This window comes from Microcoleus harperi Pol14_C6 (assembly GCF_036701295.1).
In the GTDB taxonomy this organism is placed as follows: domain Bacteria; phylum Cyanobacteriota; class Cyanobacteriia; order Cyanobacteriales; family Microcoleaceae; genus Microcoleus.
In genome coordinates this window covers 39977-58748 of the sequence record NZ_JAUBQN010000039.1, presented here as the reverse complement: position 1 = coordinate 58748, position 18772 = coordinate 39977, and the positions used below count along the sequence as shown (strand labels likewise).

The following is an 18772-nucleotide window of genomic DNA, read 5'->3' as shown; positions in this document are numbered from 1 at the left end:
GCTAACGGAGGAAACCCTTGGGGCATTCAGCAACACGTCACCGCCCAATATAGCGATGGAGGAGGGAATTTTCAGTGGCCGGCCAAAAACCCCAATGACGGAAGCGATTTCAATGCGACGGCAAGTATTACGATCGCAGACCCCTTACTTGGCCCTTTGCAAAACCTCAACGGCGCTTTAGTCAGGCCACTGCTGACAGGAAGTCCGGCAATTGATAAAGGGATTGCTACGGGCGCACCCGCTACGGATCAGCGCGGCGTGACTCGCCCTCAAGATGGCGACAGCATTCCAGGTGCGATCGTCGACAGCGGCTCTTTTGAATTGGGAGGTAGTGTCGTCCCAGTGCCAACTCCAACTCCGGCACCAACTCCGACGCCGGCGCCGACACCGACTCCGACACCGACTCCGGCGCCAACTCCGACTCCCACACCGACTCCAACTCCGACACCGGAACCGACTCCGACTCCCACACCGACACCGGCGCCAACTCCTACGCCCGCGCCGACTCCAACTCCCACACCGACACCGGCGCCAACCCCGACGCCCGCGCCGACTCCAACTCCCACACCGACACCCACACCCGAACCGACTCCGACTCCCACACCGACACCGGCGCCGACACCCACGCCCGCGCCGACTCCGACTCCCACACCGACACCGGCGCCAACTCCTACGCCCGCGCCGACTCCGACTGAGACTCCGACACCCACACCCGAACCGACTCCGACACCCACACCCGAACCGACTCCGACACCCACGCCCGCGCCGACTCCGACTCCCACACCCGAACCGACTCCGACTCCCACACCGACTCCGGCGCCAACTCCCACACCTGCGCCGACTCCGCCGCCGACACCAACTCCCGCACCGACTCCAACTCCGGCGGTAGATGATTGCCTACTCGATAGCCTCAACGCCCCGCAACTAGATCCTGTCAGTATCACCCCCAACCCCGTCCAACAAACTATCAACGGTGGCGACACTACCGATTTCATCATGGGCGGTGGCATCAACGACTCAATTAACGGACAAGCCGGCAACGATACTCTCTACGGCATGGGCGGCAATGACAACATTGACGGCGCAGCAGATAACGACTCAATCTTCGGCAATGGAGGCAGCGATTTCATCTCTGGCGGCGCTGGCAACGATACCATCTACGCTGGCAAAGATAATGACACTGTTGTTGGTGGTGAGGGCGACGACTTGTTGAGGGGAGATCTCGGCAATGATACAGTGGCCGGCGGCGTTGGCAACGACAGCATTTTCGGCGGTAAAGATGACGATATCTTGCTGGGTGAAGATGGGGACGACTACATTTTAGGCAACTTAGGAAATGACACAATTAATGCCGGAAACGGCAACGATATTGCCTTTGGCAATGAAGGTGCAGACCTGATTTTTGGTGAGGAGGGACATGACACGTTGTACGGAGGCAAAGAAAACGACAGTCTCGATGGCGGTGAGGGCAACGACTTGCTCTTCGGTGGTAATGAAAACGATGTGCTCTGTGGCGACATCGGTAACGATACCATCTACGGCGGCAAAGGTAATGATATTCTCAGCGGTGGCAGCGGTGCCGATTTCCTTTCCGGGGATGTTGGGGACGATACTTTGACTGGCGGTTCGGGAAATGATGTGTTTTTCCTAACTCAAAGTTTGGGTAGCGACATCATTAATGATTTCCGCAAGGGAGAGGATTTAATTGGGTTAAATTCTGGTTTGAGTTTTAATCAACTCAGTATTACTTCCAGCAACAATCAAACTTTGATTACTGTGACGGACACCAATCAATTGTTGGCGAAGCTTAACGGTATTACCCCCGGTATTCTTACCGCTAGCGATTTCACTCAGGTAACACTCTAACTGCCTGGGATAGGGTGTGCTATAAGCAGCCAGCCCGCTTAGAAGTAGTGAAGAAAGCTCTCAAACTCCTGAAATTTGGTGGATGACGTTAGCGCAGCCCGCTCCTACGGGGGCTACGCCAACGAAGAGGATCGCTCGATCTGATTCTTTTCAACAGCGATCGGTAATAAATCTTGTTTATTGCCGATCGCCCCCACCTAGAATGAGGCACATCCGTTTATTGCACTCCCGATCTGGCTAGCCATCAGCAGCGCCCGAATAAAGCCAGGTTTTTAAGGCACTAAATTTATGATTTTTGGAAACTTTTTTTGAAACACAAAAAAAGTTAAATTAATCAAAGTTTTAGGCAATTTTCCTGGTTTTAGCTAAGGTGAATGTATCAGGTACTAGCTAGAGTAATTGTCATAATTTTGGCCCTGCCAAAATTATTTTATGAATTTGATATTACCAAGGCAGCCAAAGGGTTTGATGCACTATTTCTATCGCTAATGGTGGGCATTGCCAACCTAAACATAGAGGTAGGTTCCCAGTCCCGGACTATTTACATTACATCCTCTGCCCTTAATTGCTAAAAAGCTCGCAATTCTCACACAGCTAAAGCTGATTATGGAGACACTTCGGGGATTAAACTTAGGGATAAAAACTTCTTACCTAAATAAATTTGAATTTATCCCATGGATCACCGAAGTTTTAATTCTGCCTACTGTCTTCTGCATCTCTAGCCTTCTGCTTTCAAGGTGAATCTACCAGCAAATAGTAAACATTCTCATGGGTATGCGAAATGAGTTCAACTTTTGCCACTAACATGGATTCACAATCTGTTCTCCACAATGCTGGTTCTAAATCTATTGTATTCATTTATTCCGACTTAGATGACTATCAAACTCTCGCGGATGGCGTGCTTCCCGGTGCAGAACTCATCATTTTAGATAAAAATGGTAACGGAGTAGAGCAAATTACTGCGAAACTGCAAACAATTTCTGCTGCTCGGGAAACTGTAGACCAAGTTCACATTTTTTCTCACGGCAATTCTGGCAGCTTGCAGCTAGGTTCTGCAACGCTGAATTCGGATAATTTACCGCAATATGAAAGCCAGTTGCAAGATTGGCGAAATGCGCTAAGCGACAAAGCAGATATTGTGCTTTATGGTTGCGATGTTGCGGCGGGTTCGGGAAGCGATTTTGTCGATCGCCTGGGCGAGTTAACCGGGGCTGATATTGCGGCATCTAGCGATCGCACTGGTCGCGGTGGTAACTGGAATTTGGAGTTTGCCAAGGGTGATATTGAAGCGCCGCTAGCCTTGACTCCAGAAGCAATGGCTGATTATCAAGGGACTTTAAAGACTATTACCGTTACCAACAATAATGATAGCGGGCCCGGTTCCTTGAGAAATGCGATCGCGTCCGCAGCAGCCGACGATACCATTCAATTTGAATCGAGTCTTGCCAGCAAAACAATTACTCTCACTTCCGGTCAACTTGTTATCAACAAAAACTTGACAATTGATGCTGTTGGTGCAGCCAATTTAACCATCAGCGGCAACAATACTTCGCGGGTAATCCGCACAGAAGGTGCAACAAATGTTACTCTAAAAAACCTGATTGTTGCCAACGGCAAAGTTTCTGGAACCGATCCGAATAATGAGGCAACTAGCGCCGGTGGTGGCATTCAAACAGGAGGTAGCAGCACTTTAACTTTAGAAAACTGCCAAGTCAATAATAATACTGCCGGTTTGGGTGGCGGCATTTACACGGGTTTTCGCAGTACGACGACTGTAATTAACAGCAAGTTTAGCGGCAATGACGGTTCGCTAGCAGATAATACCGAACGCGGTGGCGGTGCGATCGCCACTAAAAGCGGCGGTGTTTTGACTATCAGAGATAGCGAATTTACCAACAACAAAGGCAGCTACGGCGGAGCTGTTAATAACCTGTTGGGCAGCATGACGATCGAAAACTCTAAATTCACCGGCAACCGCACAGAGAAAGGCGTTGGCGGGGCAGTTTACGTCGATGGGGCTAATGCTTCGGGACCGAATGCAACCCCCGGCCCAGTTGCCGGAACTATTGCTATTCGCAACAGCGTTTTTGATGGCAATATCGGAGCGAGAGAAGGAGGAGCAGGCTTTTTATTTGGCTATCTTCAAGATAAGATAGTTTTGGAAAATAGCACTTTTGTTAACAATAAAGCTGTTAAGGATCTAGCAGGAGTTGGAGGTTCGGGAGGCGCAATCCGTCACGGAAATGTGGATCTTACTGTAACAAACTCCACTTTTGCTAATAACCAAGCTGAAGATAATGGGGGCGGTTTGTGGTCGGGAGGGAATGGAAACATCAGCATTGTCAACAGTACATTTTCCGGCAACAGCGCTGCTAAGCAGGGCGGAGCAATGCTTGTCGCTAACAGAGATTCCTTTTCGACTAACATCGTCAATTCGACTTTTGCTAAGAATACCGCTGAATTTTCGGGAGGTATTGCTACTTTTAACGATCCGGTGAAATCGCCAATTACTGTCAAGAATTCGATTTTTGATAGGAATACGGCAAGTAATTCTTTTAAAACTAGGCAGCACACTGGACGGGAGCTCATCGATGGGGGAAACAATCTTCAATTTCCCGCTAAACTGACGACCGGAGATCCTAATGATAGTAATGTTACGGCAAATGTGAGGATCGCAGACCCCTTACTCGGCCCTTTGGAAAATATTAACGGCGCTTTTGTGTTGCCGCTACTAACAGGAAGTCCGGCAATTGATACCGGTACTGGTGCGGGCGCGCCGGCAGCAGATCAGCGCGGTGTGAGTCGCCCTCAAGATGGTGATAATAACGGAAGTGCGATTGTGGATATTGGCGCTTTTGAATTCACCACTACAGTCACGCCGACTCCGACTCCCACTCCGACACCCGCGCCGACTCCCACTCCGACACCCGCGCCGACTCCGACGCCGACACCCGCGCCGACTCCCACTCCGACACCCGCGCCGACTCCCACTCCGACACCCGCGCCGACTCCCACTCCGACACCCGCACCGACTCCAACGCCCACACCGGACAAAGATGATTGCCTGCTGGATGACCTCAACGCCCCGGATCTCGACTCTGCCACAATTACTCCCAACCCCGTTCAACACACTCTCAACGGCGGTAACGAGCCCGATTTCATCATGAGCAGCGGCATCAACGAGTCGATTAACGGACAAGCCGGCAACGATACTCTCTACGGTATGGGCGGCAATGACAACATTGACGGCGGTGCAGATAACGACTCGCTCTTCGGCAATGAAGGCAGCGATTTCATCCAAGGCGACGGTGGTAACGATACCATCTACGCTGGCAAAGATAATGACACTGTTGTTGGCGGAGATGGCGAGGACTTTTTGAGGGGAGATATCGCCAATGATACTGTTGCCGGCGGTCTTGGCAACGACACCATTTTTGGCGGTAAAGATGACGATATCTTGCTAGGTGAAGATGGGGACGACTACATTTTAGGCAACTTAGGAAATGACACAATTAATGCTGGAAACGGCAACGATATTGCGTTTGGCAATGAAGGAGGAGACCTGATTTTTGGCGATTTGGGAAATGACACGCTTTACGGGGGCCAAGAAAACGGCAGTCTCGATGGCGGTGAGGGCAACGACTTGCTCTTCGGCGGCAATGAAAACGATGTGCTTTGTGGCGACATTGGTAACGATACCCTGTACGGCGGCAAAGGTAATGAGATTCTCAGCGGTGGCAGCGGTTCCGATTTCCTTTCCGGGGAGCTTGGGGACGATACTTTGACAGGCGGTTCGGGAAATGATGTGTTTTTCCTAACTCAAAGTGTGGGTAGCGATATCATTACCGATTTCCGCAGGGGAGAGGATTTAATTGGGTTGAATACTGATTTGAGTTTCAATCAACTCAGTATTACTTCTAGCAACAATCAAACTTTGATTAGCGTGACGGCTAGCAATCAAGTGCTGGCGAAACTTAACGGTATTACACCCGGTATTCTCACCGCTAGCGATTTCATTACTCTGTAGTTATTGTACTAAATCCGGTTTGTCTATACCCTCGATCGTGCTGCGTATCCTTCGGCGGTGGAAACCGCTACTAAACAAACGAAGTCCGCCTCCGCAGACTGAGAGATAAAGGGAGTAGTTAAGCCGGATTTAGTATGATAGCATATTTCAATAAAAAGTAGCCAAGCATGATAAATATCCTCTAATCTTATAATGCTCTAGCCCACACCTATTAATCTATTATTCCTAATAAAGCGGACTTGATATTATTCCGTTTTAATACGATCGCACAAATGTCTGTCCTCCTCCTTCACTTCCGGATTTGTTCGCAGGTAATCTCGCACGCGATCGCAACCATAACCTAATAAATCCAGGTTGAGAATTCGCGGTACATTCCACAGAATCAGGGTGTTATCGTCACCGACGGAAGCGACAAACTTTCCATCAAAACTGTACGCGACTCCCCTAATTGCCGCAGTGTGACCTCTGAGGGTTGTTAGTTCCGTACCGTCGAGTTTCCACAATTTTACCGTGTTGTCTACGCCGCCAGAAGCGATAATTTGACTGTCGGGACTAAACTTCACTCCCCACACTGCTGCTGTGTGACCTGAAAGCGTTCTGAGTAATTTACCGTCAATTGTCCAAAGCTTAACGGTTTTGTCTCCACTGCTAGAAGCGATGATATTACCTTGACGGTTAAAAGCAAGTCTCCAAACTGCCGCAGTGTGACCTCGGAAAGTTCTCACCAAACTACCGTCAAGCTTCCACAACTTTACTGTACCGTCTCCCCCGGCGGAGGCAACTAACTGACCGTCGGGACTAAATGCTACCTGCCAAACAGGAGCGTTATGTCCGGTCATGGTATGCAATAATGTACCGTCGCGCCGCCAAAGCTTAATTGTCTTATCTAGACTTCCCGTAGCAATAATTTGAGCGTCTGGACTGAAAGCGACTGTAAAGACCGTAGCTTGATGACCTGTTAAAGTTGCGATCGCTTCCCCATTTCGCTCCCAAATATTCACCTTATTATCGTTTCTGGTCGCAGCAAATAACTTGCCATCCGCACTGCTAGCAACACCAACACCATAGAGTACCAAGTTCTTTCCAGTGAAAGTGGCCAATAATTTGCCTTCCCGACTCCAAAGTTTAACTGTACCGTCCTCGCTACAAGTAGCGATCGTAGAACTATCAGCACTGATATCGATTCCCCAAATTGCACCTTTATGGGCAGTAACAGTTGTCTGTAAGGGATTTTGACTTTCCCACAATCTGACGGTGTTTTCTGCACCCGCCGAAGCAATATAGCTGCCGTCGGGACTCCAAGCTACATCCCAAATCGACGCGCTGTGACCGCTGAAGGTAGTCAGTTCTGTGCCGTCGATATTCCAAATTTTGACAGTTTTATCCCGACTTCCCGATACGATTTTTTGGCCGTCGGGACTAAACGCCACTGAAGATACGATCGCAGTATGACCTACAAGCGTCCTCAGCAAAGTACCGTCAAGCTTCCAAAGTTTTATGGTTTTGTCTCCACTTGTGGATGCAATTATTTTGCCATCGGGACTAAACGCCGCTGAAGATACGACAGCAGTATGACCTACAAGCGTCCTCAGCAAAGTACCGTCAAGCTTCCAAAGTTTTATGGTTTTGTCTCCACTTGTTGATGCAATTATTTTGCCATCGGGACTAAATGCCACTGAAGTTGGGGTACCACCAGTACGAGCTGGGAAAGTTTTTAATAAAGTACCGTCTAACTTCCAGAGTTTCACAGTGTTATCCTGACTTGCAGAGGCAATTATTTGACCGTCAGGACTAAAAGCAACTCCCCACACGGCAAGACTGTGGCCCGGAAGAGTTTTCAGCAAAGTGCCGTCTAACTTCCAGATTTTGACGCTATTATCGTCACCTCCAGAAGCAATTAGCTGACCGTTGGGGCTAAATTTGACTCTGCGAATGAGTGCTTGATGACCTTTGAGAGTGGCAATTTCTGTTCCATCTCGCCGCCAAAGTTTGACGGTTTTATCTACGCTTGCCGAGGCAATTAGCTTGCTGTCAGGACTGATATCGACTGTCATCACAGCCGCTTGATGCCCGGAAAAATGGTTGTATTCATCTGCTTGATAAACAGCTTGCCTGAGTGCATTTCCAAGTGTGCGATCGATGCTGGCATCTGCCAATCCTAATCTTTGTAATTTTCGTTGAGCTTTGATGGCTTCTATCAGGGCGTCTAATCTTTGGTTTGAGGCAAACAATCCCTCAGAAGAGGATACTAGCGCTCGAATTTCACTAATTCTGGCTTGACGTTCGCTTTCTGTTACACGGCGATACTGAAAATAAATTATTACTCCTAATCCGCAGGCAATAATAAATGCTGCGCTGACTGCAAACAGCAAGATTTTTTGGCGTTTCGCAGCTTCTTTTTCTTGAATTAATCGTCTTTGTTCTTCTTTTAATCGCGCTTCTACTTCTTTAGTTCGTTCTGCCTCTAGAATCAGTTGGAATTCTTGGCTATCTAGTTCTTGACTGGCTGCGATATACTGATAATCCAAGTCGCTCAAGCTTTTTCCCTGCGCCCAAGTTTGGGCATCTTTTAAAGCTTGTCCTCGCAACAGTCGCGAAGAATCTGTTTGTTGTGATGCCAACCAAGCATCAAATACTTGGGAGTAGGGGCGCAGTTTCCCTAATTGCTTTTCTACCCAGTCGAGATTAAATACTTCTCGATAAATGCAGTTTTTTACCTGTAAACAACTTTGCTGCTTGATAACTAATCCCGATAGCAATAGTTCAATTTGCTCTCGACTGTCGTCTGTAGGTACTTCTACACCTTGTAATATTTGCTGGTAAATTCCGAGCAATCTTCCGGCGCGTCGTTCGTTGCGAAGAATGCGATCGCGGATGGTTTTCATATGCTCCGGTTCGTCTTGGGATTCCCAGTTGTCGATGATGTGCGATCGCACTATCGATTCCACAAAAAATCCCTCTGTTCCAGGTGGTATTTTTAAATTGCTGCTACGAGATTCTCCTACCGTTTTTACTAGCAAATCGCATATTTTTTGAGTTAAGAATGGTTGCCCTTCTGTCCGAGTTAAGATTTCTTTGAGAATTGCTTGCGGATTATTGACTACTTTTTCTAATCCTGGGGCTAGGGGCTGTGCTTCTGCTAAACTAAATCCCGTTAAATCGATAGCTTGTCCGATATTAAAAGGTGTCCGATTTTTATCGGCGATTAAATCGCTGGGTGTAGCTACTCCGAAAATTGCGAAAGTAATGCGGGTATATTCAGAATTGATAGCTCGTTGATTGTAGCAGAAACGAATCAAGGCGAAAAAATCATCTACCGGAAAATCTAAACTTAAAATACTATCAATCTCATCCACAAATATAATAATTCGATTGTCCGCAAATCCGGTTAATAAAATATCTTCAATAAACTGACTCAATCTTTGCAGGAGAGAAACTTCTTCTTGTTCTTGCCACCAAGTTTTTAAATTCACTTCTCCTAATAAATTAAAGCTGCGCCACAAATCGCCAATGATTCCTTTGTACCATTGTAAAGGAGTAATGTTTTCGCTGCCGATGCGGGTCATGTCGATCGTACTGCACTGAAACCCTTCGGCTTGCAGTCGGTGCAGGGTGCGAACGAGAAGGGAAGATTTGCCCATTTGCCGGGAATTGAGAACGTAGCAAAACTCGCCTCGTTTTAAGGCTTGATAAAGTTCGATATCTGCTTGTCGTTGGACATAGGTAGGCGCATCAGTTGTGAGACTGCCACCAATTTGGTAAGAGTAATCTTTCATAATTGATATTTAATTGTTTCGGATAATTTAGCGATCGCCCACGGCATCGCACAAATGTCTATCTTCCTCCTTCACATCGGCGTTGGTTCGCAGGTAATCTCGCACGCGATCGCACGCATAACCCAGTTCATCGAGTTTGAGAATACGTTCTAGATCCCATAAAATCACAGTGCGATCGTCCCCGGCGGAGGCAATTTGTTTACCATCGGGACTAAACGCCACCCCCCAAACGTTCCCTTCATGTCCGGTTAGCGTCGTTATTTCTGTCCCGTCGGTTTTCCAGAGTTTGAGTGCGCCAGTTGAGCCTCCGCCCACCAGCATTAGACCATCAGGACTGAAATCAACCGCCATCATGCCTCTAGTATTTCCCTTGATGGTTTTGAGCAACGTACCATCGATCGTCCAGAGTTTAATCGTGTCATCCCTGCTGGCAGTTGCCAAAGTGCGACCGTCTGGACTGATGGCAACTTCCCAAACAGGGCTGCGATGACCCTCTAGAGTCTTGGAAAACCTACCGTCAAGACTCCACAACCGAGCAGTGCTGTCGCTACTAGCTGAAAGCAGCCTCTGTCCGTCAGGGGTAAAGTCCACATCGTAAACCCTAGCCCGATGCCCTGTGAAAGTTTTCAGTAAAGTGCCGTCTTTGTTCCACAGTTTGACGGTTTTATCGTTGCTAGCAGAAGCCAGTAGCCGACCATCTGGACTTGGGGAGATATCCCAAAGTCCAGCTTCATGACCTGTTATGGTTTTCAGTAGCGTCCCGTCGAACTGCCAGAATTTAATTGTTTTATCTTCACTAGCGGTAGCAAGGAAAGGTGCGATCGCAGGTTTGAGAAAGCTAGCACCAGAGAGGAAAGCAACGGAGTGAACGGCAGTCTCGTTTCCGGCAAAAGACTTCAGCAACGTGCCGTCTCGCGCCCACAGTTTGAAGCTGCCATCCGAACCGGCTGAGGCTAGCATTTGACCGTCCGGGCTGAAATCCACATCCCAAATCGTGCCGCCATGTCCGTACAGGACTTTCGAGAAGGGGTTTGTCGGATTCCAGAGTCGAGCGGTATTGTCGTCGCTAGCAGAGACAACCATTTGACTGTTGGGAATAAAGGTCACGCCTCTAATTCCCGATTGATGCCCTTTGAGGACTTTCAACAGCGTCCCGTCCGGCTTCCAGAGATTGATGGTTTGATCGGCGCTGGTGGAAGCAATCACATCGCCTGCTGTACTGATGGCGACTTCAAACACTTCCGAACTGTGACCGCTAAGAGTTCGTAGCAGAGTTCCGTCGGGTTGCCAGAGTTTGACAGTGTTGTCAGCGCTGGCAGAGATGATGGCGGGACGTTTGGTGCCGCTATTATCGGCAAGTAAAGCGAACTCAACGTCCCAAACGGTGGCGCTGTGGCCTTCCAGAGTGCTCACCAGTTGGCCGTCTAGAGTCCAGACCTTGACCGTACGATCTGTGCTGCTAGAGGCGAGTAGGTTTCCATCCGGGCTAAAGGCAATACCCCAAACTGCACCTTGATGTCCGCTAAGGGTTTTGAGTGGTTTGCCATCAGCACTCCACAGGCGAATGGTGCTGTCTTCACTGGCGGAGGCGATGCGCTGACCGTCTGGACTCACGGCGATCGCCCAGATCGCAGCCTTGTGTCCCTGAAAGGTTTTGAGCAGTTTGCCTTCCCGACTCCACAGATAAATGTTGCCGTCCACGCTGGATGTTACCAGGCGCTGACTGTCGGGACTAAAACGAAGGGCGTAGACGCTGCTGATCGTGTGTTGGAGAGTATGCAGCAAGGTGCCATCCCGTCGCCAGACCTTGGCTGTTTGGTCGCCGCCTCCGGTGGCGATGAGTTGACCGTCTGGGCTGACATCAACTGCCAGAACCGGGCTGGAATGCCCCAACAGGCGATTGAATTCTGCCGTTCCATAGATAGCTTGTTGCAGGACTTGTTGAACTTGAGAGGGCAACTGGGGGCTTGAATTAGCTAGGCTATCGATCCTGCGTCTGGCTTTGATGGCGCTCACGAGGGCATCTAATCGCTGTTGGGAGGCGAATTGCCCTGCAGATGAGGAGGATAGAGCTTGAATTTCGCTGATGCGGGCTTGCTGCTCGCTGGTGATGGCGTAATGATATTGCCAAAGGGCGAGAATGCCAAAGGCGATCGCCACTATTAGCGCTCCGCTGAGCGCCCCAAGAAATCTTCGCTGCCGCTTCGCTGTCTCTCGCTCTAAAACTAACCGCTTGTGTTCTTCTGTGAGTCTGGCTTCAACTTCTCTGAGCCTCGCTGCTTCGAGTGCTTGCTGCACTTCCAGCCTGTCTAATTCACCAGAAGCGGCTAAAAAGTGATAATCCAAATCGCTCAAACTTTTTCCCTGGGCCCAGTAGGAAGCGTCTTTTAACGATTTTCCCCGCAACAATCGCGATTCATCGGTTTGTTTTGAAGCGATCCAAGCGTTGAAAGCTTGGGAGTAAGGACGCAGTTGCTCTAACTGTTTTTCTACCCATTGTAGGTGAAACACTGCTTGATAAATCGGGTTGCTGACCTTTAAAAAACCTTGTTGCTTTACTACCAAACCTGATAGCAGCAGTTCGATCTGCTCTCGACTATCATCCACTTCAATTTCACCAGATTGTAAGAGGTGTTGATAGATACCTAAGCTACGTGCAGTGAGTTGTTCGTTGCGGAGAAGGCGATCGCGAATTGTCTTTAAATGCTCAGGCTCATCTTGCGATTCCCATTTATTGATGATGTTTTCTCTCACCAACGATTCCACAAAAAACCCCTCGGTTCCCGGTGGTATTTTTAAATCACCCCTGTGGGCTGACCCCGCCCTTGTTACTACTAATTCACATATTTTTTGCGTTAAAAATGGCTGTCCTCCCGTCCAATATAAAATTTCTTTGAGAACTGCTTGCGAATTGGCTATAACCTTTTCTAACCCTTTCGCTAATGGTTGCGCTTCTTCTAAGCTAAATCCTGACAAATCGATCGCTTGTCCGATATTAAAAGGTGTCCGATTTTTATCGGCGATTAAATCGCTGGGTGTAGCTACTCCGAAAAGGGCGAAGGTAATTCGATTGTATTCGGGATTGATAGCTCGTTGATTGTAGCAGAAACGAATTAAGGCGAAAAAATCATCTACCGGAAAATCTAAACTTAAAATACTATCAATCTCATCCACAAATATAATAATTCGCTCATCTGGAAATTTTACCAATAATATCTCTTCAATAAATTGACTCAATCTTTGCAGGAGAGAAACTTCTTCTTGTTCTTGCCACCAGGTTTTTAAATTGACTTTTCCTACAAGATGGAAACTGCGCCACAAATCGCCAACGATTCCTTTGTACCACTGTAAAGGAGTAATGTTTTCGCTACCGATGCGGGTCATGTCAATGGTACTGCACTGAAACCCTTCGGCTTGCAGTCGGTGCAGGGTGCGAACGAGAAGGGAAGATTTGCCCATTTGCCGGGAATTGAGAACGTAGCAAAAGTCGCCTCGTTTTAAGGCTTCATAAAGTTCGATATCTGCTTGTCGTTGGACATAGGTAGGCGCATCAGTTGTGAGACTGCCGCCAATTTGGTAAGAGTAATCTTTCATAATTGATAGTTCATGGTTTCGGATAATTTAGCGCTCGCCCGCACCATCGCACAAATGTCTATCTTCCTCCTTCACATCAGCATTTGTTCGCAAATAATTTCCGACCCAATTGCATCCATACTGGAGGAAATCGAGCTGGAAAATTCGCTCTAGATTCCACACAATTGCTGTGGTATCTTGACTGGCTGAAGCGACTAACTTCCCATCAGGGCTAAATGTCACTCCGAATACCCCATCGCTATGTCCTTTTAAGGTTTCAAGCTGTTGACCATCGTACCTCCAAAGTTTGACAGTACCGTCAAAACTTGCTGAGGCGATCGCCTTTCCATCGGGGCTAAATGCCACTCCGAATACCCCATTTTTGTGTCCCTTTAAAGCTCTAATTTCTGTACCATCCAACCGCCAAAGTCTCACCATGCTATCCATACCTGCTGAAGCGAGAGTTTTGCCATCAGGGCTAAATGCCACTCCCGCCACCTGACGGCGATGGCTTGTTAAAGTGTGTAGAAGCTTGTAGCTGGGCTTTCCAAATGCGATCGCATTATCCCACTGCCAAAGTTTGACAGTGCCGTCCACACTACCAGAGGCAATGAGCTTTCCATCTGGACTAAAGGCAACTCCATTAATGTGATCGGTATGCCCTGTGAGAGTTGCCAAGTGGGTGCCGTCAATCCTCCAGACTTTGACCGTTTTATCCTCACCCGCCGAGGCGAGTGACTGTCCATCTGGATGGAAATCAACGGCGAAGACTCTACCTTGATGTCCAGTAAAAGTCTTGATTAAGGTTCCATCTAGTCGCCACAATCGAACAGTGCTGTCATAACCGCCTGTAGCAATCGTGTCTCCGTTTGGGCTGAAATCTACTCCGAAAACTTTATCAGCTTGTTTGGGAAAAGTGCGAATTAAGCTACCATCAAGCCGCCAAAGTTTAACGGTATTGTCACGACTGGCCGTGGCAATTGTCTTACCATCAGGACTAAATTTTATGGTGTAAATTGATGCTTGATGTCCGTTAAGAGTCTTAAGCAAACTATCATCAAGCTTCCAAAGTGCGATCGGGCCATCCCAACTGGATGAGGCAAAGATTTGCCCGTCAGGACTCCAAGCCAATCCAGAGACGACATCCTTGGCGACTAGCAGGGTTTTTAGCAGAGTCCCGTCAATCTGCCACAGTTTGACTGTTCTGTCTAGACTTGCCGAGGCAAGCAAACCACCTTGAGGGTTAAAAGCGATTTTGGTCACGGCATCGCTGTGTCCAGTTAGGGTTTGAATTAAAGTTCCATCAACGTGCCAAAGTTTGACCGTTTTATCGGCACTCGCCGAGGCAATGAGATATTCTGAAGGGCTGTTGGCGTAGCCTGCGCTGGGCGCATAGGCAACATTCATAACTCTATCCGTATGTCCGGTGAGGGTTCGGATCAGTTTACCGTCTGCATTCCAGAGTTTGATGGTTTGATCTTTAGAAGCAGATGCAATAGTTTGACTGTCCGGGCTAAAGGCGACGCTGTTAACTTCATCTGTATGTCCGGTGAGAGTTCTCAGCAGTTTGCCACCTGTATTCCAGAGTTTAACTGTTTTATCTTTAGAAGCGGAAGCAATAATCTGGTTGTTAGGAGCGATCGCGACTTGTGAAATATTATTGGTATGTCCTTTTAAGGTCTGCCACAAGCTATAACTCGGCTTTCCGTTTGGTGAATTTGTAGTATTTTTGCGCCAAAGTTTAACAGTGTTATCCCCAGAACCAGAAGCAATTAGATCCCCTGTGGGGTTAAATACGACTCCCCAAACTGCATTGTTGTGCCCTTGAAGTATTCCTAGTTTTGTACCATCTTTTTCCCAAAGATCGATAGTTTTATCGGCAGAAGCTGAGGCTATGAGTTCCCCATCAGGGCTGAAAGTTACATCATTAACCACATTGTTATGCCCCGATAAGTGGTTATAGTCTACTGCTCCATAAACAGCTTGATGGAGAGCTTCTTTAACGGAACGTTCGATCTCTGGGTCTACAGCACCTAACTTTTGCAGTTGTCGCTTTCCTCTGATTGCCTCTATGAATGCGTCTAATTTTTGATTTGAGGCGAATAATGCTTCGGAAGATTTGGCGATCGCTTTGATTTCGCTGACAGCAGTTTGCCGATACTGAAAATACACCGCTAGCCCCAAGGCAGAAGCGATAATTAATGCTATTGTTACTACAAAAAGCAAAAATCTTTGCAGCCTTGAACTTTTTTTCTCTACCGCTAACCTTTTTTGTTCTTCTGTTAGTCTGGCTTGAATTTCTTTAGCCCGTTCGGCTTCCAATCCTATCTGCATTTGTCTTCGGTCTAATTCTTCAGAAGCGCCTAAAAACTGATAATCTAGGTCACTCAAACTTTTACCCTGGGCCCAAGCTTGAGCATTTTTCAATGCCTCTCCGCGCAACAGTCGGGATTTATCGGTCTGCTTGGAAGTTATCCAAGCATCAAAGGCTTGAGAGTATGGACGCAAGGAAGCGAGATTTTTTTCTACCCATTTTGTGTTAAATACTTCTTGATAAATCTGGTTTCTTACCTGTAAAAAACCCTGGTATTTTACTACCAAACCAGACAGCAATAGTTCTACCTGTTCTCGCGAGTCATCGGTGGGTACTTCCACTCCTTGTAAGATTTTTTGATAGATGCCTAGTAGTCTTCCAGCACGTTGCTCATTTCTCAGGATGCGATCGCGGATCGTCTTTAAATGCTCTGGTTCGTCTTGAGATTCCCAATTCTGGATGATGTGCGATCGCACGACAGATTCCACAAAAAATCCTTCAGTTCCCGGTGGAATTATCAGCAGGTCACTGTGAGATTCTCGCGTCGCTCTTGCTATGAATTGACACAATTTTTGGCTCAGAAATGGTTGCCCCGAAGTCCAAGCTAATATTGCTTTGATAATTGCATCGGGATTACTAACTACACTCTCTAGCCCTTGAGTTAAAGGAGAGGCTTCTTCCCAGGAAAAACCGGGCAAATCTACTGCTTGTCCGATATTAAAAGGTGTCCGATTTTTATCGGCGATTAAATCGCTGGGTGTAGCTACTCCGAAAATCGCGAAGGTAATCCGGTTGTATTCTGGATTAAGCGCTCGTTGGTTGTAACAATAACGAATCAAGGCGAAAAAGTCATCTACCGGAAAATCTAAGCTTAAAACACTATCAATCTCATCGACAAATATAATAATTCGATTATCCGGAAATCTCGCTAATAATATCTCTTCAATAAATTGACTCAATCTTTGCAGGAGAGAAACTTCTTCTTGTTCTTTCCACCAGGTTTTTAAGTTAAATTGCCCTAAAAGATGGAAGCCACGCCATAAATCCCCAACGATTCCTTTGTACCACTGTAAGGGAGTAATGTTTTCGCTACCGATGCGAGTCATGTCGATCGTGCTGCATTGAAATCCTTCTGATTGCAGTCGGTGCAGGGTGCGAACGAGAAGGGAAGATTTGCCCATTTGCCGGGAATTGAGAACGTAGCAAAACTCGCCTCGTTTTAAGGCTTGATAAAGTTCGAGATCTGCTTGTCGTTGGACGTATGTAGGCGCATCAGTTGTGAGACTGCCACCAATTTGGTAAGAGTAATCTTTCATAATTGATATTTAATTGTTATCGTGTCAAATGAGCCGGAAAAATATTGCCATATAAGCACTTTAGAGATTGCAGATGAATGATTAATGACTCGCTTGCAATAATTTATTTGAATTTATAAGGTTGTTTAGAAAAGACCTTAAAAAAGAAGACTATAGAAATTATATTTTATATCTGCCAGAGCCGTCCCAGCTTAAAGAGAGAAGTCGAAGTGATTTGATCGCAATTCACGATGTTCATTGGGGCATTGAAACTTTCATATAGCCCTCAAACAAGTATGTGGAAATTGTCGGTTCATGGTGAGAGACACCTTCGCGATCGAGACTCACATATTTTGCTCACTTCACGCCTTTATCAAATTAGGGGTTATTCGCTATAAAAAGATAATTAGCAATTGCTATGAAGTCCAAAGGAATCTAGTGATTTTAGTTGTCCGTGAGTATATTTTGGCGAACCTTAGCAGTGATGGCACGCTCAAGAACCCATAGATAATGTTTTTTGTCAATCCGTAAGTCCTAGATTTACCTAATCTTTACATTTTCCCCACCAAAAATTAGCCCAACTTTTACATAATTACACCCAAAAGAGAGTTAGAAATATAGCAATAGACAAACAGTCATCCCTCGGAGGTATTATTATGGCAAAGGCAGCGTGGAAATTTTTAATGAGCACTTCATTAGTGGCTAGCATGAGCGCAATCACAGCGGCCTCATCTTTTGCTGCCTCTTTAACAAACCCTACTGTTTCTGGAACCGCCGGCACTGACTACTTGCTCTACAAACAAGTTGGTAATCAAACGGTTCGCGACGACTCAGCCTCTTTACCCACTGTATTAGAAGGTTCCGCGGCGAGTCCTGGTGGGAACGTCGAACTGTTTGCCAATAGCGAAACGAGCTTGTACACGACTCCCTTTTCTCCTGTCGGTCTTACCAATTTCAAGACAGCTCCCATTACGAGCTTGACCGGCTCCCTCTTCGGCATGAATCTTATCCTCAGCAGCCTGAATGGGGCAGACTGGTTTACAACCAAAACAGGTACCTATGACACCAGTTATGGGGCAGATAACCTCGCTAACAGATGGTTTAAGGATGTCTTTGCTGCTAACGGGTTCAGCAGCGTGATTAATATATTCGGTTCAACCATCTACAATACCGGTTTAAATGCAGGCCTCTTCCAAAGATTCAGTGACTCCAACGTTTCTTATGTGAATCAGGACAACGCTACCAGTAATATTAAGATTGGCTTAGCCGGTCACTTCGATGCAAAAACACTATTACTAAAATCTCTACCGTCTAGTGTCATGGGGATATTGGGCACCAAACGGCTACAAGCGAGCGAAGTCATCAAAGTGACCTACGGCGGCGTGACTCAATACAAGTACAGCTTTAGCGCCACTGGGTCGGGACTGACAGCCTCAGACGACGGAATTTCTCACAACGGCAACTACGAACTCACAGTCGAACCAGTACCAGAACCCACCACGATGTTAGGACTTGCTCTTGGCGCGAGTGGTTTGTTTGCGGCTAAGCGCAAGCGGAGCAAAACCTCCTAAATTTTTCTACTAAGCTCCTTTTTGTTGTGAAACCGCAGTTTAACGCAGATTATGAACTTTTCATCTGCATTTACCTGCGGCTTTTTTATAGCAACCGCCAAGGCGGTTAAGCCATAGACTGGAAGTAGACCTTAATCTGACTCCGGCTATGCTCTTATAGAAACCTATGCCCAAACCCTACAGTTACGATCTCCGGCAAAAAGTGATCCAAGCCATCAAGCTTGATGGCTTAAAGATTAGTGAAGCCAGTGTTCTATTCGGTATTAGTCGTGACACGATTCGATTTTGCCGGGAGTTGAGGAGGTAGCAAAACTCGCCTCGTTTTAAGGCTTAATAAAGTTCGAGATCTG

Annotated in this window: 6 protein-coding genes and 1 pseudogene; 4 read left to right on the top strand and 3 right to left on the bottom strand. The window is 47.2% G+C overall.

The annotated features are described in order from the left end of the window. The coding region (locus QUA27_RS22075) for a choice-of-anchor Q domain-containing protein (RefSeq protein WP_333070516.1) at positions 1-1866 on the top strand (1866 nt) is incomplete at its 5' end. Between the two features lie 781 nt (positions 1867-2647). Further along, positions 2648-5893 (top strand): DUF4347 domain-containing protein, encoded by a 3246-nt coding sequence (locus QUA27_RS22070; protein WP_333070514.1) that lies wholly within the window; start codon positions 2648-2650, stop codon positions 5891-5893. Between the two features lie 245 nt (positions 5894-6138). Here QUA27_RS22070 and QUA27_RS22065 read toward each other — a convergent pair whose 3' ends face one another. The 3 genes from QUA27_RS22065 to QUA27_RS22055 are packed head-to-tail and all read right to left on the bottom strand — an operon-like array spanning position 6139 to position 16872. After that, positions 6139-9669 carry a WD40 domain-containing protein gene (locus QUA27_RS22065; protein WP_333070513.1) on the bottom strand — a complete coding sequence of 1177 codons (3531 nt, stop codon included), beginning with the start codon at positions 9667-9669 and terminating at the stop codon, positions 6139-6141. Positions 9670-9696: 27 nt separating this feature from the next. Then, the gene (locus QUA27_RS22060; protein WP_333070511.1) at positions 9697-13263 is read right to left on the bottom strand and encodes an AAA-like domain-containing protein; all 3567 of its coding nucleotides are present in this window, start codon (positions 13261-13263) and stop codon (positions 9697-9699) included. A 27-nt stretch (positions 13264-13290) separates the two neighbouring features. Next, positions 13291-16872: a WD40 domain-containing protein gene (locus QUA27_RS22055; RefSeq protein ID WP_333070508.1), complete on the bottom strand. Its 3582-nt coding sequence runs from the start codon at positions 16870-16872 to the stop codon at positions 13291-13293. A gap of 635 nt (positions 16873-17507) precedes the next feature. On the opposite strand from QUA27_RS22055, the gene QUA27_RS22050 reads away from it, so the two are divergent. Beyond that, positions 17508-18422, top strand: coding sequence for an NF038130 family PEP-CTERM protein (locus tag QUA27_RS22050; protein ID WP_333070506.1), 915 nt, complete (start codon positions 17508-17510; stop codon positions 18420-18422). Between the two features lie 166 nt (positions 18423-18588). Then, positions 18589-18702: pseudogene (locus QUA27_RS22045) on the top strand (IS630 family transposase); the annotation flags it as partial. Positions 18703-18772 lie beyond the last annotated feature (70 nt).